At 70.3% G+C, this 24,120-nt stretch carries 24 protein-coding genes; 13 read left to right on the top strand and 11 right to left on the bottom strand.

All coding sequences use genetic code 11. The features are described from left to right. Positions 1 to 182: 182 nt before the first annotated feature. Complete coding sequence (locus tag QK291_RS14045) at positions 183 to 1,130, bottom strand: metallophosphoesterase (protein WP_282382943.1); 948 nt, start codon at positions 1,128 to 1,130, stop codon at positions 183 to 185. Positions 1,131 to 1,144: 14 nt separating this feature from the next. Further along, complete coding sequence (locus QK291_RS14040) at positions 1,145 to 3,424, bottom strand: transglycosylase domain-containing protein (protein ID WP_282382940.1); 2,280 nt, start codon at positions 3,422 to 3,424, stop codon at positions 1,145 to 1,147. A 37-nt stretch (positions 3,425 to 3,461) separates the two neighbouring features. Between QK291_RS14040 and QK291_RS14035 the strand changes: the two genes are divergently transcribed. The 3 genes from QK291_RS14035 to QK291_RS14025 are packed head-to-tail and all read left to right on the top strand — an operon-like array spanning position 3,462 to position 5,119. Continuing rightward, positions 3,462 to 3,617: a DUF4177 domain-containing protein gene (locus QK291_RS14035; protein WP_144671455.1), complete on the top strand. Its 156-nt coding sequence runs from the start codon at positions 3,462 to 3,464 to the stop codon at positions 3,615 to 3,617. A 2-nt stretch (positions 3,618 to 3,619) separates the two neighbouring features. Beyond that, positions 3,620 to 4,189: a RidA family protein gene (locus QK291_RS14030; RefSeq protein WP_282382937.1), complete on the top strand. Its 570-nt coding sequence runs from the start codon at positions 3,620 to 3,622 to the stop codon at positions 4,187 to 4,189. An 18-nt stretch (positions 4,190 to 4,207) separates the two neighbouring features. Next, positions 4,208 to 5,119 carry an NUDIX hydrolase gene (locus tag QK291_RS14025; protein WP_282382935.1) on the top strand — a complete coding sequence of 304 codons (912 nt, stop codon included), beginning with the start codon at positions 4,208 to 4,210 and terminating at the stop codon, positions 5,117 to 5,119. 240 nt (positions 5,120 to 5,359) lie between these two features. Here the strand turns inward: QK291_RS14025 and QK291_RS14020 are convergent, their stop codons facing one another. Further along, positions 5,360 to 6,037 (bottom strand): Crp/Fnr family transcriptional regulator, encoded by a 678-nt coding sequence (locus QK291_RS14020; protein WP_011693220.1) that lies wholly within the window; start codon positions 6,035 to 6,037, stop codon positions 5,360 to 5,362. A gap of 218 nt (positions 6,038 to 6,255) precedes the next feature. Here QK291_RS14020 and QK291_RS14015 point away from each other — a divergent pair, with 218 nt between their 5' ends. Continuing rightward, on the top strand, positions 6,256 to 7,440 hold the full coding sequence (locus QK291_RS14015) for a MarP family serine protease (RefSeq protein ID WP_282382934.1): 1,185 nt from the start codon (positions 6,256 to 6,258) through the stop codon (positions 7,438 to 7,440). Between the two features lie 79 nt (positions 7,441 to 7,519). Here the strand turns inward: QK291_RS14015 and QK291_RS14010 are convergent, their stop codons facing one another. From QK291_RS14010 to QK291_RS14000, 3 genes are all read right to left on the bottom strand, one after another. After that, the gene (locus QK291_RS14010) at positions 7,520 to 8,632 is read right to left on the bottom strand and encodes a DUF2332 domain-containing protein (RefSeq protein ID WP_282382933.1); all 1,113 of its coding nucleotides are present in this window, start codon (positions 8,630 to 8,632) and stop codon (positions 7,520 to 7,522) included. 2 nt (positions 8,633 to 8,634) lie between these two features. Continuing rightward, entirely contained in the window at positions 8,635 to 9,108 is a 474-nt protein-coding gene (aroQ, locus tag QK291_RS14005; protein ID WP_282382932.1) for a type II 3-dehydroquinate dehydratase, read from the bottom strand. A gap of 245 nt (positions 9,109 to 9,353) precedes the next feature. Beyond that, entirely contained in the window at positions 9,354 to 9,563 is a 210-nt protein-coding gene (locus QK291_RS14000) for a hypothetical protein (protein WP_282382931.1), read from the bottom strand. Positions 9,564 to 9,621: 58 nt separating this feature from the next. Here QK291_RS14000 and QK291_RS13995 point away from each other — a divergent pair, with 58 nt between their 5' ends. Beyond that, positions 9,622 to 10,305: a hypothetical protein gene (locus QK291_RS13995; RefSeq protein ID WP_282382929.1), complete on the top strand. Its 684-nt coding sequence runs from the start codon at positions 9,622 to 9,624 to the stop codon at positions 10,303 to 10,305. 32 nt (positions 10,306 to 10,337) lie between these two features. On the opposite strand, the gene QK291_RS13990 is transcribed toward QK291_RS13995, so the two are convergent. The 3 genes from QK291_RS13990 to acs are packed head-to-tail and all read right to left on the bottom strand — an operon-like array spanning position 10,338 to position 14,087. Next, positions 10,338 to 10,784 (bottom strand): SRPBCC family protein, encoded by a 447-nt coding sequence (locus tag QK291_RS13990; protein WP_282382928.1) that lies wholly within the window; start codon positions 10,782 to 10,784, stop codon positions 10,338 to 10,340. Beyond that, complete coding sequence (locus tag QK291_RS13985; protein WP_282382926.1) at positions 10,781 to 12,013, bottom strand: NAD(P)/FAD-dependent oxidoreductase; 1,233 nt, start codon at positions 12,011 to 12,013, stop codon at positions 10,781 to 10,783. Before QK291_RS13985 ends, QK291_RS13990 begins: the two co-directional genes overlap by 4 nt. Positions 12,014 to 12,056: 43 nt before the next feature. Continuing rightward, positions 12,057 to 14,087 (bottom strand): acetate--CoA ligase, encoded by a 2,031-nt coding sequence (gene acs, locus QK291_RS13980; protein ID WP_282383051.1) that lies wholly within the window; start codon positions 14,085 to 14,087, stop codon positions 12,057 to 12,059. Positions 14,088 to 14,495: 408 nt separating this feature from the next. On the opposite strand from acs, the gene QK291_RS13975 reads away from it, so the two are divergent. From QK291_RS13975 to QK291_RS13965, 3 genes are all read left to right on the top strand, one after another. After that, on the top strand, positions 14,496 to 15,794 hold the full coding sequence (locus QK291_RS13975; RefSeq protein ID WP_282382923.1) for a hypothetical protein: 1,299 nt from the start codon (positions 14,496 to 14,498) through the stop codon (positions 15,792 to 15,794). Between the two features lie 258 nt (positions 15,795 to 16,052). Further along, complete coding sequence (gene nth, locus QK291_RS13970; protein ID WP_282382921.1) at positions 16,053 to 16,823, top strand: endonuclease III; 771 nt, start codon at positions 16,053 to 16,055, stop codon at positions 16,821 to 16,823. Then, positions 16,820 to 17,518, top strand: coding sequence for a CoA pyrophosphatase (locus QK291_RS13965; RefSeq protein ID WP_282382919.1), 699 nt, complete (start codon positions 16,820 to 16,822; stop codon positions 17,516 to 17,518). Before nth ends, QK291_RS13965 begins: the two co-directional genes overlap by 4 nt. 8 nt (positions 17,519 to 17,526) lie before the next feature. Here QK291_RS13965 and QK291_RS13960 read toward each other — a convergent pair whose 3' ends face one another. Then, positions 17,527 to 17,772, bottom strand: a complete 246-nt coding sequence (locus tag QK291_RS13960) for a YegP family protein (protein ID WP_282382917.1) — start codon at positions 17,770 to 17,772, stop codon at positions 17,527 to 17,529. Positions 17,773 to 17,914: 142 nt separating this feature from the next. Beyond that, a complete protein-coding gene (locus QK291_RS13955; protein WP_282382915.1) occupies positions 17,915 to 19,639 on the bottom strand; it encodes a bifunctional 3'-5' exonuclease/DNA polymerase in 1,725 nt (574 codons plus the stop codon). A gap of 286 nt (positions 19,640 to 19,925) precedes the next feature. On the opposite strand from QK291_RS13955, the gene ssd reads away from it, so the two are divergent. From ssd to QK291_RS13930, 5 genes are all read left to right on the top strand, one after another. Then, complete coding sequence (gene ssd / locus QK291_RS13950) at positions 19,926 to 20,945, top strand: septum site-determining protein Ssd (protein WP_282382912.1); 1,020 nt, start codon at positions 19,926 to 19,928, stop codon at positions 20,943 to 20,945. After that, positions 20,942 to 22,186 carry a TadA family conjugal transfer-associated ATPase gene (locus QK291_RS13945; protein ID WP_282382909.1) on the top strand — a complete coding sequence of 415 codons (1,245 nt, stop codon included), beginning with the start codon at positions 20,942 to 20,944 and terminating at the stop codon, positions 22,184 to 22,186. The genes ssd and QK291_RS13945 overlap by 4 nt, the downstream gene beginning before the upstream one ends. Beyond that, positions 22,183 to 23,031 (top strand): hypothetical protein, encoded by an 849-nt coding sequence (locus QK291_RS13940; protein ID WP_282382906.1) that lies wholly within the window; start codon positions 22,183 to 22,185, stop codon positions 23,029 to 23,031. Before QK291_RS13945 ends, QK291_RS13940 begins: the two co-directional genes overlap by 4 nt. Beyond that, a complete protein-coding gene (locus tag QK291_RS13935) occupies positions 23,028 to 23,633 on the top strand; it encodes a type II secretion system F family protein (RefSeq protein WP_282382903.1) in 606 nt (201 codons plus the stop codon). The genes QK291_RS13940 and QK291_RS13935 overlap by 4 nt, the downstream gene beginning before the upstream one ends. A 162-nt stretch (positions 23,634 to 23,795) precedes the next feature. After that, complete coding sequence (locus QK291_RS13930) at positions 23,796 to 24,107, top strand: DUF4244 domain-containing protein (protein ID WP_282382901.1); 312 nt, start codon at positions 23,796 to 23,798, stop codon at positions 24,105 to 24,107. Positions 24,108 to 24,120 lie beyond the last annotated feature (13 nt).

Raw genomic sequence — 24,120 nt, 5'->3', positions numbered from 1 at the left:
GGACATGGGCCCGTTATGTCCAGCCGTGGGGCCCAGGGGAGGGCATGTCCCGTGGCGTCCCCAGTCCACCCCGGGGGACATGTCCAGTCTTGGCCGCGGGGAGTGGACATGGGCCCGTTATGTCCAGCCGTGGGGCCCAGGGGAGGGCATGTCCCGTGGTGGCGGCGGGGAGGCGGGCCGGCTCAGGAACGCGCGGTGAGCGTGAGCAGCACGGCCTCGGGCTTGCAGGCGATCCGGACCGGGGCGAAACGCGAGGTGCCGATGCCGCCGGAGACGTTCACCGGCGTCGTGCGACCCTTGCTTTCCCAGTCGTGCAGGCCCTTGGCGCGCCAAGTCGGAAGGTCGCAGTTGGCGACGAGGGCCCCGAACCCGGGGACGCAGATCTGGCCGCCGTGGGTGTGGCCGGCGAGCAGCAGATCGGCGCCGTCCCCGGTGAAGTGGTCCAGGACGCGCTGGTACGGGGCATGGATGACGGCGACCCGCAGATGCGGCCTGGTGTCCTGGCCCTTGGTGCCCCGCGGCCAGCCGGCGTACCGTTCGAGGCCCAGATGAGGATCGTCCACGCCCGAAAAGTCAACGCGCAGGCCTTTGACCGGGAGCGACTGGCAGCGGTTGGTCAGGTCCACCCAGCCGCCCATCCCGAAGCCGGCGCGGAGCCGCGGCCAGTCGAGCTTGGCCGGGTCCCTGGGTTTCGCGGACGGCCCGAGGAGGTACGAGGCCGGGTTCTTCAGCCGCGGCGCGAAGTAGTCGTTGGAGCCGGGGACGAAGACTCCGGGGAACTTCATGAGCGGGCGCAGCGACTCCAGCAGGGGTTCCACGGCCTGGACATGGCTGAGGTTGTCGCCGGTGTTCACCACCAGGTCCGGTTTCAGGTCCGCCAGCGAGGACAGCCATTCGGCCTTCCGGTGCTGGCCGGGCACGAAGTGGATGTCGCTCAGATGCAGCACCCGGATCGGGCCGAAGCCGGCCGGGAGGATCGGAAGGGTCTCTTCGCGCAGCACGAACTGGTTCTTCTCCCACAGCCCGTACCCGGCGGCAGCGGCACCGGTAACGGCCCCGGCGGCGGCGGTGACGGCAAAGCCGCGCCCGATGCTTCGGACGCGGTTTGCCAGCGAGTAAAGCCCGGTCACGGCGTGGGCGCTTCTTACTTCTTTTCCTGGCCCGGCGGCGCGGGCTCAGTCGGCGCGGGCTCAGTCGGGGCCGGGCTGGGCGGTGCGGAGCCGGACGGGGCCGGCGTCGCCTGCGTGGACGGCCGGGGCGCCGGGGTCGGACCGGTCACCAGGTTCGACGGCGGGGCCGTGAACGGGTCCGTGCCGTAGGACGGCGCCACCTGGGTCATGTAGTTGGAGAACTGCGGGCCGGCGATCATGTAACCGTCGATGGCCTTGTAGAACTTGCCGTTGAGGGTCAGGTTGCGTCCCGGCCGGTCCTGGCCGCCCAGCGCGTCGCCGAACCAGGAGGCCGTCGCCAGGCCGCTGGTGTAGCCGACTACCCAGGTGGAGTTGTTGGGGTCGTTGGTACCGGTCTTGGCGGCGATCGGGAAGCTGGTCCGGGTCGAGATCCGCGGCTTGATCAGCGAGCCGGAGCCGCGGTTGAGGACCTCCTGAAGCGCGTAGCTCACGCCGCGGGCAACTTCGGGTTTGATCGCGTCGCGGCAGTTCGTGGCCTGGGCCGGCAGCTGGGCGCCGGTCGCGTCCGTCACCGTTTCGATGGCGATCGGCTGGCAGTACTTCCCGTTGTTCGCGAACGTGGCGAACGCGCTGGCCATGGTCAGCGGCGAGGTCTGGGTGGCGCCGATCAGGTTGGACAGGCGCGTCATCGGAACGGGCTCGTTGGTCTGGCCGGCGTGGATGCCCGCAGCGTCAACGATCTTCTGGATGCCGCAGAGGTCGACCTGCGCCGCCGTTGCGAAGGTCATCGTGTTGATCGAGTTTGCCAGCCCGTCAACGACGCTCATGTTCTTGTAGTAGCCGTCTTCGGCGTTCTGCAGGTCATCCGCAGCGCCCAGGCTCTTCTCCGCCGTGTTGTAGGCGCCGTCCACCCGGGTGGTGCAGGTGTTCTTCCACCGGTAGTTCAGCGGGTACCGGCGCACGGAGCCGTTGAGGACCGTGTTCATGGACTTGCCCTCGTTGAGCCACGCGGCGAAGGTGAACGGCTTCATCGTGGAACCGGGCTGGAACCCGCCCAGCCCGCCGAGGTCGTTACCCTGGGCGTCGCGCATGTCGACGTTGAAGTTGATGACGTTGTTGAACTTGCCTTCGGCCTCCAGGAACTGCGTGTTCTGGGCCATGGAGACGATTCTGCCGGAGCCCGGCTGCACGGAGACCAGCGAGGCGCCCCACTTGTCCGGGTTCTCCCCGGCGGAGCCCTCAACCTGGGCCTGCGCCACGGCCTGGGCGTTCGGGTCCAGCGTCGTCTTGATGGTCAGGCCGCCGCGGAAGACCGCCCGCTCGCGCTCCTTGGCGTCGGCGCCGTAGGCCGGGTTGTTCAGCATCAGGTGCAGCACGTAGTCGCAGAAGTATGGGGCGGTCGAGGAGTAGGCACAGCCCTGGCGGGGCTGGGTGACCTTCGTTTCCACCGGGGTGGCCACGGCGGCGTCATATTCGGCTGGCTTGATCTTGCCCTGGCTCAGCATGGACTGGAGCACCAGGTCACGGCGGACTTTGGCGTTCTCCGGGTTGGCGATCGGGTCGAAGAAGGACGGGCTGTTGACCAGGCCGGCCAGCAGCGCTGCCTGCGGCAGAGTCAGGTCCTTGGCTGTGGTGCTGAAGAAGAACTTGGAGGCGGCTTCGATGCCGTAGGCGTCACGGTTGAAGAATACGATGTTGAGATAGCCCTCAAGGATCTGCTCCTTGCTGAATTTCTTCTCCAGCGCAATGGCGAGCTTCATTTCCCGCAGCTTGTCGCCGACGCCCTTGTTCACACCGTTCAGCAGGACCTGGTCGCTCTTGCCCTCGGCCTCGAGGGAGGAGTTGATGACGTTGTTCACGTACTGCTGGGTGATAGTCGACGCCCCCTGCCGGTTGCCGCGGGCCGTGCTGACGAGGGCGCGCATGATGCCGGTGGTGTCCACGCCGCCATGCTCGTAGAAGCGGCTGTCCTCGATGGCGATGACGGCGTCCTTCACGAACGGCGACATCTGCTCGAGGGAGACCCGGGTGCGGTTCTCGGCGTAGAGGTTGGCGATTACGCTGCCGTCGGCGGCCAGGATCGACGTCGACTGGCTCGGCGGGTCGACCTGGAGTTCGGCCGGCAGCGTCTCGAAGAACTTGATCGATCCGCTGGCCGAGCTGCCGGTGACGGCGGCCGCAGGAACCAGCAGTCCCGCCACCAGGACGCCGCAAATGGCGCTCACGCCCAGGAAAAGAAGGATCTTTCCGAGGGTGGTGGCCGTGTCAAATAAAGGGTTGTTACCAGTCGCCATGTTTTCCACTTTACCGGCAAGGACTAGGCTTTAGCTCATGACCAAATGGGAGTACGCAACGATTCCGCTCATTATCCACGCCACAAAGCAGATTTTGGACCAGTGGGGTGACGACGGCTGGGAGCTTGTCCAGGTTGTCCCCGGCCCCGAGGGAAACGGCCTGGTTGCCTACCTGAAGCGGGAGAAGCAGTAGCCATGAGCACCCCCGCACCGGCCGCCCCGGGCGGCTCCGCCGCTACCGGAACACCGGCGGACGGCACCGCCGCGGCGGGCGCGCCGTCCGCCGTCGAGCAGCGCCTGGCCGAGCTCGGCCTGACCCTGCCGGAGGTCGCCGCGCCGGTTGCCGCCTACGTCCCCGCAGTGATTTCCGGCAACCACGTTTACACCTCCGGCCAGTTGCCGTTCATTAACGGCAGGCTGGAAGCGACCGGCAAGGTCTCCTCCGGCACCGAAGGCGCCTCGGATGAGGCCACGGTCTCGCCGGAAACCGCCAAGCGGTACGCCGCCGTGTGCGCGGTCAACGCCCTGGCCGCCGTCAAGAGTGTCATCGGGGACCTTGACCGCATCACGCGGATCGTTAAGGTCGTCGGGTTCGTCTCCTCCGACCCTTCCTTCACCGGCCAGCCCGGTGTCATCAACGGCGCGTCCGAACTGCTGGGCCGGGTCCTCGGCGACGCCGGCCAGCACGCACGCTCCGCCGTCGGCGTTGCCGTCCTTCCGCTCGACTCTCCGGTTGAAGTCGAACTCATCGCCGAATTCGCCTAGAGGCCAGGTCCGTTTCCCGTGCCCCAGTTAGCCCGACGCCTGTTTGCCCTTCCCCCGGATCTTGAGGGGGCGGCCCGCAGCTGGCTTGAACACGGCGAACGGACCCCCCGCGCGCCCCGGTCCGCGTCCTCTGTGGTGCTCCTGCGCGACTCGCCCACGGGCCTGGAGACCTGGCTGGGATACCGGCCCGGGTCCTCCCCGCTGGGTGTGCTCGCCTTTCCGGGCGGGTCGCTGGAGGCCTCCGACGACGACGCCGTCGGCTGGCTGGGCCCCACACCGCAGCATTGGGCCGAGCAGATGGGCACCGCCGACATCGGTCTGGCCCGCCGCCATGTGGTGGGCGCCATCCGCGAGCTGTTCGAGGAAACCGGCGTCCTCCTCGCGGGACCGGACCTGTCCACCACGGTGGAGGCAACGTCCAGCGCCGAGTGGATGCGGGCCCGGGTGGCTGTGGCGGACCAGGAGAAGTCCTTCACGGACGTGCTTGCCAAACGCGGCCTCTCGGTGCGGACAGACCTCCTCAAGCCTCTGGTCAACTGGCTCAGCCCGGACTTCGCCCACCGCCGTTTCAACACCCGCTATTTCGCCGCCACGGTGCCGATGAACCAGCAGCCGTCGCTGCTGGCCAGCAAGGGTGTGTGGGGCCGCTGGGTATGCGTCGGCAAGGTCGTCGAGGGGCGTAACACCTCCGCGCTCGGCGATGAGGTGGGCCAGGAGAACACGGTCGGGCGAACCCTGGGCCAGCTGCTGGTGCCCGGCTCGGAGATCATGCTCGAGAAGATGGCCGCCGCGAACGGCTGTATCGCCTACCTGAGCTACAAGCGCAAGGCCCACGTGTACCAGCCGAAGCTCGTCGAGGAAGACGGCCAGCTTATGCTCGAGGTCGAGGCCGCAAAGACCGTCGCCGGAGAGCCCCAGCGCGAACGCTGACCCGGCCGAGGCGCACGGGTCACGTGTCGGCCCACCCCGCCCGCCACTGGACATGTCCCCTGCTGGGCCGGGCCGGTGCACATGATGGCATTGTGTCCATGCGCTGCCGCGAGGAATGGGCATGTCCCACGGACCCGGAGCCAGGAATGAGCATGTCCCACGCGGGGCGTACGGCCGGCTTAAACCCTGAAGGCCGGCACCGTTTTCGCGGGCCGGCCTTCGGGGTGCTGCCGAAAACGCTTAGCGGGAGCGCTGGCGGAGGCGCTGCATGTCGAGGATGACGACGGCGCGGGCCTCCAGGCGCAACCAGCCGCGCTGCACGAATTCGGCCAGGGCCTTGTTGACCGTTTCGCGGGAGGCTCCGACCAGCTGGGCCAGTTCTTCCTGCGTGAGCTCGTGGGCCACCAGGACACCGTCGGTCGCGGGACGGCCGAAGCGGTCCGCCAGGTCCAGCAGCGCCTTGGCCACTCGGCCCGGAACGTCGGAGAAGACCAGGTCGGACAGGGAATCGTTGGTGCGCCGCAGGCGGCGGGCCAGGGCCTGCAGCAGCTGCGCTGAAACCTCCGGGCGGGTGCGCAGCAGGGCGTTCAGGCTCTCATTCTTCAGCCCGGCCAGACGCGTTTCCGAGACGGCCGTTGCCGTGGCGGTACGCGGACTCGGGTCGAACAGCGCCATTTCGCCGAAGAGCTCGCCCGGGCCGAGGATGGCCAGCAGCGACTCCCGGCCGTCCGGGGACGTGCGTCCGAGCTTAACTTTGCCGGAGACGATGAAATAGAGCTGGTCGCCCTGGTCGCCTTCCCGGAATACCGAGGCTCCGCGTGAGAGGTCCACCTCGGTGAGTTCGTCCGTCAGCAGACGGAACGCCTCGTCGTCGAGCGTGGCGAAAAGGGGTGCGCGGCGCAATACCTCGATATCCATGAAATCTCCTGACTAAAAACTGTGTCGGCTGGGGCGCTTCAGCCATTGTTTCAGAATTTTGGCGCGTCTGTGACGTACTTGGCACCGAAAGGCGCCAAACGTCGTGGCAGGGGACGGCGAGGCGGAGCGCGAGGGCAGGCTCCGGGCTCCGCCCGCCCTCGGCAAACTGTCAGCCGGCGCCGGTAGAATTGGGGCTTACCTGCCTGTAAGGAGCATTGGTGTTCGGCTTGACCATCTTGGATCTTGTGTTGATCGTGACGCTGCTGTCCTACCTGTTCCACGGACTGCGCAACGGTTTCCTGGTCACCGTCGGCGGCATCGCCGGCTTCGCCGCGGGGGCTGTGGCTGCCTTTGTGTCCGTCCCCATTGTCAGCGGCCTGGTCGAGGACAGCGGCTGGCGCCTCACAGCGATCATTGCCGCTGCCGTGCTGCTGATGGTCCTGGGGCACGGCCTTGGCACCGCCATCGGGCGCCGGATCCGCAGCGTCGTTCGGATCAGTCCGCTCCGGTCCATGGATCGGCTGGCAGGCGGCGGCGTCAACGTGGTGGTCTCGGCCCTGGTCATGTCGATGCTGGCCTTCAGCGTCGGGGCGCTCGGCGTTCCCTTCGTGTCCCAGCCGCTCGCCGAGTCCAAGGTGATCCGCTTCATCGACGGCGCGACCCCCGTGCCGCTGAAAGCCTCCATGGCCCAGCTGCGGTCCGCCGTGATCGGCGAGGGGATCCCGACGCTGTTCGAGGGCATCGAGAAGGGCCAGCCGGTGGCGGTCCCGGATGCCAGCACCGACACGCCCGCCCTGAACCGGGCCGCGGCGTCGGTCCTGAAGATCGCGGGAACCGCCTACCAGTGCGGGCAGAACCAGACCGGCACCGGTTTCGTGGTGGCGCCGGGCCGGGTCGTCACGAACGCCCACGTGGTCGCCGGCGTGCCGGAACCGGTGGTGGAGATTCCCGGCGGCGGCGCCCTGCCCGGGCGTGTGGTGTACTTCGACGCCCAGCACGACCTCGCGGTGGTGGCCGTGGACGGACTGCGCTCGGCCGCGCTGCCGCTCAGCTCCGACCTGCCGGCCGGCAGCCCCGCAGCGTTTTCCGGCTACCCCCATGGCGGCCCGTTCCAGTCCAGGCCCGCCACGGTGCAGGACATCGCGACGGTGCTGGTCCCGGACATCTACGGCAACAACCCCGCGCCGGAGGACGTGTACCGGATCGCCGGGGACGTCCAGCCGGGCAACTCGGGAGGCCCGCTGCTGACCCCCGACGGCCAGGTCGCGGGAGTCATTTTCGCCAAGGCCACAGGGGAATCCTCACTCGGCTATGCCATCACCATGACGGATCTGGGACCGGTGGCCGCCCGGGCCCCGGGCCTTGGCGAGGCTGTCTCCCCGGGCCAGTGCATCCAGAACTAACCGTGCAGCACCTACGTACCGGGCACGCGGAGGCTTCCGCCGCATCCGCGGCCGCCGCCGACAGCCGGGCGTCGGCCGGCTAAAGCCATTCCAGGCTCTGGCCGTGCGGGCCGGTGATCGCCCTGGGCCTGCCGTTGTGCAGCAGCAGGAAGCGGCCGCGGAGCCGGGACTCGTCCATCTCTGGGACCACGAGTGAGCCGTCCGCCTGGATGATCACCGTGTGCCCTTCATTGGACAGCCAGTGGCAGCCGCGTTCGACGGCGAGCCGCGCCATGGTGGCGCGGAACCGGTCCCGGGCCTCCGCGTCGAGGTAGGCCATGACCGCGCTGTGGAAGACCACCAGGGTGGCGTCCGACGGCGCCCGCGCGGCCAGGGCGGGGAGCCGGTCGTTGAGGTCTCCGGCCGCGAGGAGGGGCGGATCGGCCTGGGCAATCGCGACCGCAAGGCGGAGCCGTTCACGGCGGAAATCCTGCTCGGGCCAGATCAGCGCCTCCAGCCACGCCACGTCGTCGGGATTCCGGACGTCGAGGGGGTTCAGGTCGATCCCGGCGCGCCAGACCACCTGCGGGAGCTCCGCCGGCAGCGGGACTGGACCGGTGACGGCGCAGCCCAGGACCGGGTAGCTGCCGGGAGCGGCACCGGCCGGGACCAGCCGCGTGCGCCCGGGACCGGCGTCGTACTCATAGCCGTAGCGGTCCGGGAACAGCGCCAGCCCGGCCGAAGCCCCGACCTCGATGAGCGCCAGCGGGCGCCCGTCGTCCGCGGCGATCTGCGCCAGGGACGGCAGCAGGGTGGCGCAGCGCCCGGCCTCATTGGTCTGGGTGGCGCGCGCGAGCACGATCCGGGACACTTCCTCCCAGTGCGCGTCCAGGAACGCCCGGAAGTCCGGGTAGGGGCTGATCCGCGCGCCCAGGAAGCGGGCGGCCGCGAGCATCAGCAGCGGCTGTCGCTTGTTGTGCGGCCACTGATCGATCCGCCGGAGCAGCTCCGCGTCCTCCGCGATGCCGACTGACCAGGCGGCGTAGCAGTCGGAGTTGCCGGGCGCGTCGACGGTGCCGAAGTGCCGGTACCACTGGGCCGTGGCGGACTCCGCGCCGCCCGGTTCCGCGGCGGCCGGTTCCGCGCCGTGCGTATCCCCGGGGCCCGGTTCCCCGGAACGGGAGCCGGTGCTGCCGGGATCAACGGCGGACATGCTCAGTCCTGGCCGGCCTGCAGCCCGGCGAGGTACTCGATGGCAAACCGGTAGCCCAGGATCCCTGCCCCGGCGATCACGGCCTTGCTGATGTCCGAGAGGTAGGAATGGTGCCGGAACGCCTCGCGGGCGTGGACGTTCGTGATGTGGACCTCGACGGCGGGCAGCTGCACCGCGGAAATGGCGTCCCGGATGGCCACCGAGGTGTGCGTGTACGCGCCGGCGTTGATGACGATGCCGACGGCCCTGCCGCGGGCGGCATGGATGGCGTCCACGAGCGCACCCTCATGGTTCGACTGGAAGCACTCGACGTCGAGCCCGTGCGCCGCGCCGGTGTCCTTGGCGAGCTGTTCGGCGTCGGCCAGGGTGGCGGTGCCGTATTTCTCGGGTTCGCGGGTGCCGAGCAAGTTCAGGTTGGGTCCGTTGAGGACCAGGATGGTGCCGCGGCCGGCGCCGGCGGGGGTGGCTTCGCTCATGCCTGCCAATGTATCGCGTTGCGTTGCGGGCTGCGTCCCCGGCGGCGGAAACGGCACCCAGATGACCGGGCCGGGAAAGGATGCCGCGGCCCCGCCCGGAAGAGGTGCCGCGGCCGGCCGGCTCTGGTCCGTCCCGGCCCGCCCGCCTAAACTGAAAGGACCATCGTGCGGAGCTCCCGTACAGGTCAGTCCGCGCGGAAAGCCCGATTTCGGAGCACACCATGCGCAACTTTCATGCAGGAAAATCAATTCGCAGGGCCGCTGTGGGCATCCTCGCCCTTGCGGCGTTCCTCGTGCCGGCGCCCCTGGCCACCGCTGCCGGCGCGGACCGGGATGGCCGGTCCACGGTCATCAGACTCCCCGGCGCCACCGGCGCCGAAGGCATCGCCGCAGGCGACGGCGACACGTTTTTCGCAGGCGACCTGCTCAACGGGAACATTTTTCGGGGGAGACATCAACAAAGGCACCGCGAGACTGTTCATTACGGCGCCGGAGGGCCGGGCAGCCGTCGGAATGAAGGTCGACCGGGACAACGAACTGCTCTTCGTCGCCGGGGGTGCCACCGGCCAGGCCTATGTCTATGACCTGGAGACGAGGAAGACCGTGAAGGTCTACGATCTGGCGCCGGCCGGGGCCAGTTTCATCAACGACGTCACCCTGACCCGTGACGGCGCGTGGTTCACCAACTCCCGGGCCGGTGAGCTCTACCGGATCCCGGTCAGCTCCGACAGGAAACCGGGCAGCGCCCGGACCCTGAAGCTCGACGCGCCCGCCGGCACAGTGGATGCGGGGTTCAACCTGAACGGCATCGCCGCCGCCGACGACGGCCGGCTGATCGTCTCCCACACGGGCCGCGGCGCCCTCTACACCGTGGACCCGGACAACGGATCGAACAAGTTGATCAAGGTCACGGACTCGTCCGGGGGTCCGGTCGCCGTGACGAACGTGGACGGCATCGCCGTCCGTGGCGACACCCTCTGGGCCGTGCAGAACTTCAGCAACCAGGTCAGCCGGATCGACCTGAGCGGGTCGCTGCGCAAGGGCGAGGTGCAGGAGGTCATCACCAGCAAGGACTTCGACGTCCCGACGACGGCGGCGCTGTTCGGCGATACTCTCGCCCTGGTCAACGGGAAATTCGCCACCCCCGCAGCAACCAGCTTCGAGGTGGTCCTGGTCGCGGCCTGCTCCGGCGGCTGAGAGTGCGGGTTAGCCCGTGGCAGCAGGGGTGCCTAACGGGTCGCGAGCCGCTCGATCCGGCGCAGCGCGACGGCGCACACCGGAAGGTAGGCCGGTGCCCACCACGGGACCGTGAACGTGACGAGGCAGCCGCCGTCCAGCGGAACGACCCGGTGGCCGGTGGCCGGGATCCCCGCCACGGCCCAGGCCCAGGACCGTCCGGGCTCGAACGCCGTCACGGTATACGGCAGCGCCGCGCCCAGGACGGTGCGGACCCTGCCACGGCTGCCCCGAGCCAGCCTCCCGGACGCCGGGTCGGCTCCGGGACCGGCAGCTGGCGCTGATGCGGGCCCCGTTGCTGGACCGGCGGGGATTCCGTCCCCTGCCGGCTCGACGCCGGTGATCGACGGACCCCAGGCCGGCCACTTCCCGGTATCGGTGAGCAGCGCCCAGACGTCCTCCGCCGGCGCGGCGATCCGGCGCGACACGGAGAAGGTCACCGGGGCCGTCCCAGTATGGCGAGGGCGGCGCGGTGGCCGCTGACCAGCGCGCCGTCAATGGACGCCGTCTCCCGGTGGTCCCCGCAGATGACCAGCCCGAACGGGCCCTCCACCGGCTGCCGGGACCGCAGCGGCGGCTGCAGGGGCAGGGCCTGCGGGACCTCGTGGCGCGCCACCAGCTCCCAGCCGGCCGTGGAGGAACCGAAAAGCTCCGCGGCGTGGCGGAGGACGTCGTCGTCGGTCGGGACCGGCCGGCCCGGGCCCAGCAGCGCGGAGGTCTGGATCAGGTGCCGACCGGCGGGGGCGTAGCTCGGCGCCGCGTTGGAGATGACGGCCGCGTTGACCAGCGGACCGCCCGGGTGCGTGCGGGCATCGACGTGGAGCATGTCCACCGCACTGGGAGCCGCGTCGGCAGCGAACCAGTGCGTCAGCACCCCCTTCATGGCCGGCGCAGCGCCGCCGGCCAGCCTGGCGGCGCTGACCGGATCGGCGGCGAGGACGACGTGGCGGGCCCGGAGCCGGGAATCCGCGGCGGTGACCAGGGCCGCGTCCCCGTCCGGAGCGATCGACTCCACCCGGGTCGAGGTGCGGACCGGTGTGGTGAGGCTGTCCGACAGCTGCCGGGGGAGCGCCTGCATGCCGTCGCGCGGCAGCCCGGGCACTCCGGTCGCAAAGACGCGCATCAGCTGCAGCGCGAAGTCGTTGGAGGTGCTGCCCTCGTCCTCGAGCAGGACTCCGGCGAGGAACTGGTCCACGGCCCGGCGGAGCTCGCCGGTGCATCCGGCCCGGTCCAGGGCCCGCCGCAGCGGAACGTCGCTGCCGGGATGCCGCCGGCGGCCGGCGAACGCCGGGGCGGCCCACCGCAGCAGCCCCGCGACAGAGCGGGGATCCAGCAGCCCGCTGCGCAGGGTCTGCAGGATCAGGCCGGGCTCGCGCACGGGGTGGGCGAGGACGGCGAGGGAGTCCTCGCGGCGGACCCGGAGGCCGGCGCCGAAATCCTGCAGCGCCAGGGCCTCGACGTCGACCCAGCGGCGGACCGCGGGGTAGGCGGGATTCAGCACCTGAAACCCGCGGTCCACCAGAAAGCCGTCGACCCGGTCGGTCCGGATCCGGCCCCCGACGTCGTCCGAGGCCTCCCACACCTGCACGTCGAGCCCGGCGGCCTGCAGCTCCCGGGCGCACTGCAGCCCGGCCAGGCCGGCGCCGACCACGAGCACGTCACATGTCACCGCTGCCACGTCCTGCCCTGGCTGGCCCGGACCGGGTGCGTGCTCACTTCCGCAGCGACTGGGCGATCTGGGCCATCACGGTGTTGTCGGCCAGGGTGGTGGCGTCGCCGACTTCGCGTCCTTCCGCGACGTCCTTGAGCAGCCGGCGCATGATCTTGCCCGAACGGGTTTTCGGCAGTTCGGGCACCACGAGGATGGTTTTGGGCTTGGCTATCGGCCCGATCTCCTTGGCCACATGGTTCCGGAGCTCCTGGACGATCGTGTCCCCGGTGTCCACGGCATCCCCGCGCAGGATCACGAAGGCCACAACAGACTGGCCGGTGGTCTCGTCCGCGGCGCCCACGACGGCGGCCTCCGCCACCGCGGGGTGGGACACAAGCGCGGATTCGATCTCGGCGGTGGAGAGTCGGTGGCCGGAAATGTTCATCACGTCATCGACCCGGCCGAGCAGCCAGATGTCGCCGTCCTCGTCCTTCTTGGCGCCGTCCCCGGCGAAGTACATGGTCTCGAAGCGGGACCAGTAAGTTTCCTTGAAGCGCTCCGGGTCGCCCCAGATGCCGCGCAGCATGGCCGGCCACGGTTCGCGGATCACGAGGTAGCCGCCGGAGCCGTTGGGCACGGACTCGCCGAGTTCGTCCACGACGTCCACGGCGATGCCGGGCAGCGGGACCTGGGCGGAGCCGGGCTTGGTGGCCGTCACGCCGGGCAGCGGCGCGATCATCTGGGCGCCGGTTTCGGTCTGCCACCAGGTGTCCACGATCGGGGCCGGGTTTTCCTTGCGCTCGCCGTTCTTGCCCGCGTTGCCGCCGATGACTTCGCGGTACCACATCCACGCTTCGGGGTTGATGGGTTCCCCGACGGAGCCCAGGACGCGGATCGAGGAGAGGTCCGACTTCGCGGGGATCTCCTTGCCCCACTTCATGAACGTCCGGATGGCGGTGGGGGCGGTGTAGAGGATGGAGACCTTGTACTTCTCCACGATCTCCCACCAGCGGCCCTGGTGCGGGGAATCCGGCGTGCCCTCGTAGATCACCTGGGTGGCGCCGTTGATGAGCGGGGCGTAGGCGACGTAGGAGTGGCCGGTGATCCATCCGATGTCGGCCGTGCACCAGTAGACGTCCGTTTCCGGCTTCAGGTCAAAGACGGCCTTGTGCGTGTAGGCGCCCTGGGCGAGGTAGCCGCCGGTGGTGTGCAGGATGCCCTTGGGCTTGCCGGTGGTGCCGGAGGTGTACAGGATGAAGAGCGGGTGTTCCGCATCATGCCCGACGGCGGTGTGCTCGGCGGAGGCGGTCCCGACCGTGTCGGCCCACCAGTGGTCGCGGCCCTCGCGCCAGTCGACGTCCTGGCCGTTGCGCTTGACGACAACGACGTGCTGCACGGTGTGCCCGACGGTGTCTTCCCCATGGGATAGCGCCTCGTCGACCGCCGGCTTGAGGGCACTGGGCTTGCCGCGCCGGTAGGTGCCGTCCGCGGTGACGACGAGCTTGGCCTCGGCGTCGTCGATCCGGGAGCGGAGCGCCTCGGCGGAGAAGCCGCCGAACACCACGGAGTGGATGGCGCCGATCCGGGCGCAGGCCAGCAGCGTGATGACGGCCTCGGGAATCATCGGCAGGTACACGGCCACGCGGTCACCTTTGGCGACGCCGAGGGACTCGAAGGCGTTGGCGGCCCGCTTCACCTCGTCGGTGAGCTGGGCGTACGTGTACGTGCGGGTATCGCCCGGTTCGCCCTCGAAGTAGATGGCGACCCGGTCCCCGTGGCCGGCCTCGACATGGCGGTCCAGCGCGTTGTAGGCGGCGTTGATCTCGCCACCGACGAACCACTTGGCGAAGGGCGGCGTGGACCAGTCCAGGGCCTGGCTGAAGTCTTTGCTCCAGGTCAGCAGCTCGCGGGCCTGCTTCGCCCAGAAGGCGGGCCGGTCGGCGTCGGCCTCGGCGTAGTCCGCGGCGGTGACCACCGCGTTGGCGGCGAACTCGGGGGAGGGGGCGAACTTGCGGTCCTCCTGCGACAGGTTTTCGAAGGCATCGCGCTGGGGAGCTTGCGCTGTAGTGGAGCCGGGGGTCTGCTGGGACATGGTGAACCTCATCATTCATCGATCCGTGCTGCGCGGGGACCCCCGTTCCGCCGCAGCGCCGGGCCGCTTGCGCGTCGTCGGGCGTCGGCTGGTCACGGGCGTACCGCAAAGAGCTGTTCCGAAATACACACTAACGCCTGCGCCGTTCGCAACGTGTGCCGCGTCACACACTGAACCGTGAGCGGTGTTTGTTAAGCGACGAATGGCGGTTCGGCGGACTGCGGGGCCCCGGCACGGCCCGGTTCCGTACCGCCGTCCCCGGCTTGTCAGCTAGTGATCGGCGAGCCACTTGACTAGGCTGAGATGGAATTGTGACATCCGATGGAGGCGACGGGACCGCGCGCGGTCCCGGCTCGGCCTGCCGTTAGACGGCGCTGTCCAGGGTGCCGCCATGCTAAGGAGAACCGAATGAACGAGCAAACAAACGGGCAGCTTAAGCCGCCCGCCCAAAGCCAGGGCAACAGCGGCGCGGACCGGTCCGGCGGCTTCGGGGAGGCGCCCCGGTTCACGGTTGACAAGGCCAGCGCGAAGGCGGCCGGCAAGACGAACCAGGCGGTCCTCGGTCCGTTCACGATCCGTGATCTCACGGTGTTCGGCTCGACGCTGATTCTCTTTGTGGCCTCGCTGATCCCGATGTTTGCCGTCCGCTACAACCTGTGGAACCTGGGGAGCCTGTTCTTCCTGGGCCTCGGGATCGTGTTGCCGGTGATTGTTTCCGCGCTGTTCGTGGCCCGCCGCGTCAGCCCCGGAACGAAAATCCGCATCGGCTCCCTGTCGGTGGACCAGTTCGGCTCCGTGGTGGCGTCCTTCGCTGTTGCGTTCTTCTTCCTGGCCGTCGCGGGCGCCTTTGTCCCCAGCATGCTGCTGGCCCTCGTCGGCGCCCTCGGGCTCCTCGCGGCCACCGTGCTGGGCCGCCTGGTTCCTTTCTTCGCCGGCGACTTCCTGGACCGCGCAGAAGTCCCCGCCCACGTCGTTGCCCGCGAGTCGGCGGTTCCCGTCCGCAAGCCGCAGGCCCCCAAGGCGCCCAAAGAGGCCAAGGACGAAACCGCACCGAAGGCCGTGGGCACCAGCGCCGTCGCCGGTTGGGCGAAGCGGATGACGCCGGGCGGAAAGTCCGGCACCTCGGGCGCTTCAGGCGCAGCTGCTCCCGGCACTGGCGCAGCGGCGGGAGCGGCCGCGGCGACACCGGCCCGGTCGGCCGCGCCCACACCCGTCGTCGGCTCCCCGGAAACCCAGGTCTCGGGCATCGTGCCCAACGCGACCGCACCGAAGCCGTCCGCGGCCGAGGCGACCCAGGCCGCCGTCGTGACCCCCGGCGCCGCTGCCCCTGCGGGCGGACAGCCCAGGGATGTCCGGGCTGCTTCGGCAGCTGAGGAAACCCGGGCCACCGAGGTTCCCGTCACGTCAGGCCACGGTGCCCCCACCACCGTGAACCCGCAGGTGCGCCAGCAGGAACCGATCGGCGCCACCGTCGACCCGGCAAACCGCCCCGAGGAACACGATGTCCAGGTCGTCCACGAGGCCTTCTGGTTCGCCGTCGCCCAGCCCCGCACCGCCGTGGAAGAGCACAGCGGCGTCGCAGCGTTCGTGATCGAACCCGGCGGCTGGGTGCTCGCCCTGGAGGACCGGGGCCACGAATTCCTGGTCCAGCACACCGATGGCCGCGTGGGCGTGCTCCGCGACCTCAGCAACATCGAACGCGGTTAGCCAGCGCCCGTGGCCAGCGAGTCCAGCATTCCAGTGCCCGGCAGCGCCGTTGCCGACACCGCGGGCGCGGGACCGGAAAGTCCCGGCATCAAGAGCACCGGCACTGGGGGCGCGGGCCCGAAAAATCCCGGCATCAAGAGCACCGGCACTGGGGGCGCGGGCCCGAGAAACGCGGGCGCCAAAGGCGCCGGCACTGGGGGCGCGGGCCCGAGAAACGCGGGCCCCAAAGGCGCCGGCGTTCGGGCTGCGGGGGAGTCGTTGCTGGGACTGAAGCGGCGCGCCCGCCGGATCAACAAGGCGCTGGCGGAACAGTATCCCTACGCCCATGCGGAACTCGACTTCCGCAGCCCGTTCGAGCTGGTGGTGGCCACCGTGCTGTCGGCGCAGACCACGGACGTGACGGTCAACCAGATCACGCCCCTGCTGTTCGCCCGTTACCCGGATGCGCGGAGCATGGCGGAGGCGGACCCGGCCGAGCTGGAGGCCATCATCAAGCCGACCGGGTTCTTCCGGGCCAAGACCCGGAACCTGATGGCGCTGTGCAACCGGCTCGTGGATGAGTACGACGGTGAGGTGCCCGGCCGGCTGGAAGACCTGGTGACGCTTCCCGGTGTCGGACGGAAAACCGCGAACGTCGTGCTCGGCAACGCGTTCGGCGTCCCCGGGATCACGGTGGACACCCATTTCGGCCGGCTCGCCAGGCGCTTCGGCTGGACCGAGTCCGATGACCCGGTGCGGATCGAGTCCGACGTCGCGGAACTGTTCGAGCCCCGGGACTGGACCATGCTCTCGCACCGGGTGGTGTTCCACGGCCGGCGCGTTTGCCATTCCCGCAAGCCGGCCTGCGGCGCCTGCGCCGTCGCCAACTGGTGCCCGAGCTACGGGATGGGGGAGACGGACCAGGAGAAGGCCAGGACACTGCTCAAATACGAGCTGGCCCCGGGGCAGGAGGAGCTCTTGTCCAAGCTCCTCTCAGAGACCCACCGAGCCGCGGAAATCCGGATGGAATCCCAGAGGAGGCCGCTGTGACGGCCCGCCAGGACCTCATCGACCTGGTCGCCGCGGTGGCGGCCGGCACGGCGCCGTCCGCCGACCCGCGCTGGCGGGAACTCGTCGTCGAGCCCGGCGAGCGGGTCCGCCGGGCAGCGGTACTGATGCTCTTCGGCTCCCTCGACGACGTGCCGGCGACCTCCGTCAAGCTGCTTGCCCCGGCCGATCTGGATGTCCTGCTGCTGCAGCGCGCCCAGACCCTGGATGACCATCCGGGGCAGGTCGCGTTCCCCGGCGGCGGCATCGACCCGGGGGAATCCGTGATCGCCGCCGCCCTGCGGGAAGCGGAAGAGGAAACCGGGCTGGATCCGGCCGGCGTCGAGGTCCTCGGTGTGATGCCGGAACTGGCACTTCCCCGCGGGAACTTCCTGGTCACCCCGGTTCTGGGTTGGTGGGCGTCCCAGTCGCCCGTGCGGGTGGTGGACTACGGCGAATCCGCCCAGGTCTTCCGCGTCCCGGTCCGGGACCTGCTGGATCCGGACAACCGCGTGATGGCGACGGTGACCCGGGTGGGGCAGACGTTCCAGAGCCCCGCTTTCACCGTCAACGACGTCGTGGTCTGGGGCTTCACCGGGATGATCCTCAACCAGCTCTTCGACCAGCTGGGCTGGGCGGTGCCCTGGGACCGGGACAGCCTGCTCGACATCGACACGTGGAGCAGGCTCGACGGCTGAGGCGGGACCTAGCTGCGGGCCAGCCCGGCGCCGGGCCCCGTGGCGGCTTTTGTAGGTCCTTGCGGGCTGCGGTCCCGGGACTTGTCGACGATCAGCCCGGTGGCGGCGTTCTCCCGCACGGCGTTGATGCCCGCAGCTGCGCCCTTGATCGTGTTGAACAGTGGTGAAACGGCGACCACCGTGCCGTCGGGTGCCGTGAGCTTGAAGAAGTACTTCTTCCCGCCGGCCTTGGCGATCTCAAAAATTCCAGCCAATTGTGCGGCCTCCCCAAGAAACTATGCGTCGTTGCATGGCCGGGATTGTCGGATTAATGCCCGGCCTTTTCGAGGGTAACGGCGATCGTACGCGGCGCACAACGCTACCGGCGGGTACGTTACGGCCGGCTGCCCCGGACGATTATTTGGCGTTGTCGTAGGAGTCCACGACCGCGACGCTGACCGGGAATTCCACCGGGATCCTGCCGAACAGCAGTTCCTTGGCGGCGTTCGCGGCTTCCTCGATGGCCCGTACGCAGTCGTCGACCGCTGCCTCGGGGCAGTGGACCATGACCTCGTCATGCAGGAAGAAGACCAGTTCCCCGGCGGGGCCGCCGTCCGCGCGCATGGCGCGGAGCCGGCGTCGGAGTTCGGCCAGCCAGCAGGCCGCCCAATCGGCCGCGGAACCCTGCACAACGAAGTTGCGGGTGAACCGGCCCCGCGAGCGGGCGATCGAGTCCGCCCGGCGCTGTTCCTCGGCGCTGGTCGACTGCTGGCTCTGCCGCCAGCGCTCGGACGGCGGCGGGCTGCTGCGGCCCAGCCGCGAGGTGACCGTCCTGCCGGCCTCCCCCTCGCGGGCTGCCTGCTCCACGAAGCCCACGGCGCGCGGGTAGGTGCGGGTCAGTTGCGGCATCAGGCGCCCGGACTCGCCGGTGGTGGCCCCGTAGATTGCGCCGAGCAGCGCCACCTTGGCTTTGGCGCGGTCCCCACCGAAACCCTGCGCGGCGATGCCGGCGTACAGGTCCTTGTCCCGCGCGGCCTCTGCCATCTTGGAGTCCTGCGCGAGCGCCACAAGGACGCGGGGCTCGAGCTGAGAGGCGTCGGCGACGATCAGCTTGTAGCCCGGATCGGCATGGACGGCCCCGCGGATCTGGCGCGGAATCTGCAGCGCCCCGCCGCCCCGGGAGGCCCACCGCCCGGAAACGACACCGCCGACCACGTACTCCGGCTGGAACCGGCCGTCCTTCACCCAGGCATCCAGCCAGACCCAGCCGTTGGCGGCGTGCAGGCGGGAGAGTTTCTTAAAGGCCAGCAGCGGCTCGATCGCCGGGTGGCTGGATTCCTTCAGTTCCCACTGCCGGGTGGTTTTCACCTCGATGCCGTTCCGGTGCAGGGCCCGCATGAGCTCCTGCGGGGAGTCCGGGTTCAGCGACGGGGAATTCAGCAGCTGCCGCAGCTCGGCGGTGAGGGCCTCCAGCTTGGCCGGACGGTGTCCCACAGGAGGCCGGGGGCCAAGGTAGTCCGTCAGAATCCGCTCATGCAGTTCCTCGCGCCACGGCACCCCGGTGTGCTGCATCTCCGCCGCAATCATGGCGCCCGCGGACTCGGCCGCGAGCAGCAGCTGGAGGCGCTGCTTGCGGTTGTCGCCTTCGCGTTCGACGCCGGCCCCGCCCGCCTGACCGAGCGCCTCCTGCTGGGCGGCGTATTCGGCGCGGAGGTCCTCGGGGCTGTGGCGGGGTGTCTTACGCAGGCCGGGATCATCGAACAGGGCACCCTGGTCAGCCGGCGGGGGAGGGGGCTGCAGCGCCCGTGGCGGCGGCTGCAGCTCATCGTCCTGGACCAGCTTTTCCGCGTCCTGCGCGTACGCGGTGTGGGCGCTGAACTCCGAATGGGCCAGGATCGCGCCGCACAACGTGAGGTCGTAACAGCGTTCCAGCTCGACCCCGGCGGTGAGTAGGGCGGGGTACCAGTCCTGGGTGCGGTGCCAGATCCAGCGCGGCCTCCGTTTTTCGAGTTCACGCACGACGCCGGCGAGCTCGGCGGCGCTCACGGTCCGCGGTTCCGGTGTGGCCGGGTGCGGAGCGCCGTCCGCGGTGAGTTCCTGCAGGGCTGCGCCGTCGGCGTGGGCGGCGAGCAACAGGTACATAGGGTCAATTCTGCCCTGCGGTGCGTTGTGCGTGCACCTGCCCCGCCCCGGCTTGTCCACATAGCAGCCGGAGCGGGTTACGGCAGGTTCCGGGGCCGGGAAGAGTGGGCGCATGAGCAGGCACGAGCTACCGCCGTCCGGTCACGGGTCTGGCACCGGACCCGGGGCAGGGGCTCTGCTGGGCACCGGTACCGGGCCAGGCACTCGGCCAGGCACTGGGGCCGGTGCTGGGACCGGGGCCGGTGCTGCGCCGTGGGTGCCGGACGGGTCGGCGGAGACGCTGCTCGTGACGGGGTCCGACGTGCTGCGCGGTGAAGTGGAACGCGTTGTGGCGGCGTCCGGCGGCCAGCTGCGCACGGTGGCGGACATCCGGCAAGCGGCGCCCTTCTGGGGCACTGCCGCGGTGGTGCTGCTCGGCAGCGACATACGTGAGTTGCCGCCGCGGGGACGTTCACCGGCCGTGCTCGTGGGCCTCACCGGGGACGGCGACAGCCTGTGGCACCTGGCCGCCGTCATCGGCGCCGAACGCGTCGCAGTGCTGCCCGAGGCCGCATCCTGGCTCGCCGAGTACCTCAGCCGCTCCCGTGCTCCCGAATCCGGCGGGTTCGTCCTCGGGATTGTCGGCGGTTGCGGCGGCGCCGGCGCCAGCACGGCAGCTGTCTGGCTGGCCCATGCTGCCGCCCGGGAAGGTCTGCGTGTCCTGCTGGTGGACGGTGACCCGTGGGGCGGGGGCCTGGAACTGGCGCTCGCCGCGGAGGAAACGCCCGGTCTCCGCTGGCCGGATCTGGCGGATGCCAGCGGCACGATCGACCCCCGCCAGCTCGCCGACTCGCTGCCGCTGGCCGGGGGATTCCCCTTCCTGTCGTGGCCCGGGAACAAGGAGCGCCACAGCGGCGTGGAGCAGACGGTCGTGGCCGGGGTGCTTGACGCCGCCCGGCGCGGCTTCGAGCTGGTCCTCGTGGACATTGGCCGGGGTCCGGAAGCGCTGCGGACTTTCGCCTGGGACTGCGACCGGATCATTGTCGTTGCGCCTGCGCTGCTGCGGGCGGCCGTGGCCACGGCCCGGCTCCTGCAGGACCTCCCTGCGGTGGAGACGGTGCTGGTGGTGCGCGGCAGACCCGGGGCCTCGCTGGACGCAGGGCTGATTGCCGAGTCCGTCGGGTTGCCGCTGGCCGGGATCATGCCGGATGTCAGGCGCGCCGCGGCGGCCACGGAACTCGGGCGTCTGCTGGACACCGGACGGCAGCGCAATGTCCGGCGGTTCGCCGGCATGGTCCTTGACTTCGGCGCCGGAGCCACCGGATGAGCGCCCACTCGGCACCGGGCCCGCCGGATGCCGGTGCCGGTCCGGGAAGCCTGCGCTACCGGCCGCCGGGCAGGGCCTCCGTCGACGCACGGCTGCTGGAATCCGTCCGCGAATCCGTGCTGTCCGACGCCGGGCCGGTGACCCCCTCCCGCGTGGCGGCCGCCGTGCAGGCGAGCGGACGCCTGCTGGGAACCGCCGGAGCGCTGGCCGCGGTTGAGGGGATCAGCGCGGAACTGAACGGCCTCGGGCCCCTGCAGGTCCTGGTCCGGGACCCAGCTGTGACGGACATCTTCGTCAACGGACCGGGCTCCGTCTGGCTGGACCGCGGCGGCGGACTGGAAAGGGCGCCGGTGGCGTTCTCCGGTGAACCGCAGGTCCGGGCACTGGCAGCGCGACTCGTATCGGCCGGCGGGCGGCGTCTGGACGACGGTTCCCCCTGCGTTGATGTCAGGCTCGACGGCGGGTTCCGGGTCCACGCCGTCCTTCCGCCGATCTCCACGGCGGGGACGCTCCTGAGCATCAGGATCCGGCGTGAACGGGTGTTCTCGATGGACGAGCTGCGGCGGAACGGGATGTTCGGGGCCGTGGTGCAGACCGTGCTGGAGCGGATGGTGGGACGGCGCCTGAGTTTCCTGATCAGCGGCGCCACCGGGTCGGGGAAAACCACACTGCTCGCCACGCTCCTCGGCCTGTGTCCGTCCGGCGAGCGGCTGGTCCTAATTGAGGACGCCTCGGAACTGAACCCGGTCCACCCGCACGTCGTCTCGCTGGAGGCGCGGCACGGCAACCTCGAAGGCGGCGGCGCCGTGGATTTGGGCGAGCTCGTGCGGCAGTCCCTGCGGATGCGGCCGGACCGGCTGGTCGTGGGGGAGTGCAGGGGTGCCGAAGTGCGTGAGCTGCTGGCTGCCATGAACACCGGACACAGCGGGGGCGGCGGGACCATCCACGCCAACACCGCGGCCGACGTGCCGGCCCGGCTGACCGCGCTGGGTGCCCTGGCCGGGATGGGGCAGGACGCTGTCCGGCTGCAGGCGGTCAGCGCGCTCGACGCCGTGGTCCACGTGGAACGGATGAACAACGGGCGGACCGTGGCCTGCGTCGGAGTGCTCGAAGACAGCCCGGCGGGCCTGGTGGTCGGTTCCGCGCTGGACATTTGCGCCGGTGATGTCCGCGGCGGGCCGGCCTGGCGGCGGCTGGCACTCCGCCTCGGTCTCGACCCGTCCCTGGTGGAGCCGGCATGACCGCCCTACTTGCCGGAGTGCTGGCCCTCGCCATGATCCTGGCTCTCTCCCCGGCCGGTGCCCCGCGTCACCGGATTCGCGCGGCGCTGGCCGGTGCACGGGGCTGTCCGCCGACAGGCTCTCCTGCGCGTGCGGGCGGTGCGGGCGGCGTGGCATGGTGGCGGAGACGGAGCGCCGCGACGGTTTCGATGACCCTGCTTGTGCAGCAGATGGCGGCTTTGCTGACGGGCGGCCGTGCTCCCGCGCGGTTGTGGGATGAACTGTGGCTCCTGCACGGGGGCGATCCTGCCGCAACCGTGTCCGGGGCCGTGTCCGGGACACGAACTGCCGCCCGGGGTCCGGTGCTGGCCCCGGGATCCGGGCCGATACTTGCCGCGGCCCGCGCCGCCGCGGTGCGCGGGTCACCGGTCGGAGCGGCGATCCGGTCCGCCGCGGCCAGGCCCGGGGGAACGGAGTCCGGTCAGAGCCGGGGAAACGGTGCCGGCGAACGCATCCGGGCGCGCCGCGTCTGGTTCCAGCTCGCCGCGTGCTGTGACGTTGCCGAGGCCAGCGGCTGCCCGCTGGCGGAGGTGCTGACGCGATTTGCCGCCCAGCTTGAGGCCGAGGACGACGCCGAGGACGCCCGGCAGACGGCATTGGCCGGGCCCCGTGCGACCGTCCGGCTGCTGACGTGGCTTCCGTTCCTGGGTCTGGGCCTGGGCGTGTTGCTGGGCGTCGATCCTGCCGCGGTCCTGCTGGAAACCCCGCTGGGTCTGGCGGCGCTCGCGGCGGGCCTCGCCCTCACCGCGGCCGGCCGGATCTGGTCGTCACGGCTTGTCCGGATGGCTGAGGGGTCTCGGCCGTGACATCGGGCGCCGAGGGTCTTGCGGTGCTGGCGGTATTGGCAGCCGCGGCCCTGACTGCGTGTTCGGGCCGCGGCATGGCCAGGCGGAGACTCCGGCGCCAGACGCTGCCCGCCCCGGACGCCGGAAACGGTCCAGAACGCAGCCTCGAGCGGGCCGGGGAGGCCGGCGGACCGGGCCTGGGTGACACGGCAATGCTGCTGGAACTGATTGGCGCGATGCTCGAGGCGGGGGCCGGACTCGGCCGTGCCCTGGAGCTCGTCGCCGAACTGGCAGCGCCCGAAATCCGTGGTCCGCTGCGGCCGGTCGTCGCGGCGCTCGCCGTTGGCGCCGATTGGGACACCGCCTGGGCCAGCTCCGATGTCCGCACGCCGGAACTCCTGGCCGTGCGCGATGCGCTGGGTTTCGCCGCGCTCACCGGGGCCCCCTCGTCGGCAATCCTCTGCGCTCAGGCTGCCCGCCTGCGGCGCGAGCGGTTCCGGACCGCGGAGAAACAGGCCGCAGCCCTGGGCGTGAGGCTCGTGGTGCCGCTCGGCTTGTGTTCACTGCCGGCCTTCATCTGCCTGGGCGTCGTGCCGGTGCTGCTGGCGCTGCTGCCGGGCTGACCCCGGTGGCGGAAAGGCGTTGGCGGCGGCGCCCTTCCTCCACAGTCCGCGTGGGGCGGCAGTTTTCCACTTGGCTGGATGGACGCCTTACGGGGCGCGGTCCCAGCCGGAAGAGTCTAGGAACAGCCGGCGGTCCCGCCGGAACCTAAGGAAAGGAAAACCATGTCACGCCATCCTGCTACGACTGCCGGAACCCGCGAGACGCTGAATGTCCATCCCGAGGCGGAGGACGCTGAGATCCGTGAAATCTATCCTGGAGCCAGTGCCGCCAGCCCGCTCAGAGTGCGGACCTCGAGAACGCCTCGATGGCTGAGGAGGCTGTTCGGCTCGGAGACAGGAATGGCGACGGCCGAATATGCCATTGCCACACTCGCTGCCGTGGGGTTTGCCGGCATCCTCGTGTTCATCATGCGCAGCGACGAAGTCCGGGGATTCCTGTTGAACCTGATCCGTTCGGCGCTCGCCTTGCCATGAGCTGCCGGCGGCC

The organism is Arthrobacter sp. AL12 (assembly GCF_029960645.1).
Lineage (GTDB): Bacteria > Actinomycetota > Actinomycetes > Actinomycetales > Micrococcaceae > Arthrobacter.
The sequence above is the reverse complement of the archived record's forward strand: the minus strand, read 5'-3'. Positions and strand labels throughout refer to the sequence as shown.

What these genes read in the sequence shown, in the direction of transcription:
- QK291_RS14000 (WP_282382931.1), bottom strand. Translation starts at nt 9,563, where the DNA reads ATGTCTCCCCCGAAAAATGTTCCCGTTGAGCAGGTCGCCTGCGAAAAA.
- aroQ (WP_282382932.1), bottom strand. Translation starts at nt 9,108, where the DNA reads ATGAGCGAAGCCACCCCCGCCGGCGCCGGCCGCGGCACCATCCTGGTC.
- acs (WP_282383051.1), bottom strand. Translation starts at nt 14,087, where the DNA reads ATGTCCCAGCAGACCCCCGGCTCCACTACAGCGCAAGCTCCCCAGCGC.
- QK291_RS14040 (WP_282382940.1), bottom strand. Translation starts at nt 3,424, where the DNA reads ATGGCGACTGGTAACAACCCTTTATTTGACACGGCCACCACCCTCGGA.
- QK291_RS14020 (WP_011693220.1), bottom strand. Translation starts at nt 6,037, where the DNA reads ATGGATATCGAGGTATTGCGCCGCGCACCCCTTTTCGCCACGCTCGAC.
- QK291_RS14030 (WP_282382937.1), top strand. Translation starts at nt 3,620, where the DNA reads ATGAGCACCCCCGCACCGGCCGCCCCGGGCGGCTCCGCCGCTACCGGA.
- QK291_RS13995 (WP_282382929.1), top strand. Translation starts at nt 9,622, where the DNA reads ATGAAGGTCGACCGGGACAACGAACTGCTCTTCGTCGCCGGGGGTGCC.
- QK291_RS13945 (WP_282382909.1), top strand. Translation starts at nt 20,942, where the DNA reads ATGAGCGCCCACTCGGCACCGGGCCCGCCGGATGCCGGTGCCGGTCCG.
- QK291_RS14035 (WP_144671455.1), top strand. Translation starts at nt 3,462, where the DNA reads ATGACCAAATGGGAGTACGCAACGATTCCGCTCATTATCCACGCCACA.
- QK291_RS13940 (WP_282382906.1), top strand. Translation starts at nt 22,183, where the DNA reads ATGACCGCCCTACTTGCCGGAGTGCTGGCCCTCGCCATGATCCTGGCT.
- QK291_RS13955 (WP_282382915.1), bottom strand. Translation starts at nt 19,639, where the DNA reads ATGTACCTGTTGCTCGCCGCCCACGCCGACGGCGCAGCCCTGCAGGAA.
- QK291_RS14010 (WP_282382933.1), bottom strand. Translation starts at nt 8,632, where the DNA reads ATGTCCGCCGTTGATCCCGGCAGCACCGGCTCCCGTTCCGGGGAACCG.
- QK291_RS13930 (WP_282382901.1), top strand. Translation starts at nt 23,796, where the DNA reads ATGTCACGCCATCCTGCTACGACTGCCGGAACCCGCGAGACGCTGAAT.
- QK291_RS13975 (WP_282382923.1), top strand. Translation starts at nt 14,496, where the DNA reads ATGAACGAGCAAACAAACGGGCAGCTTAAGCCGCCCGCCCAAAGCCAG.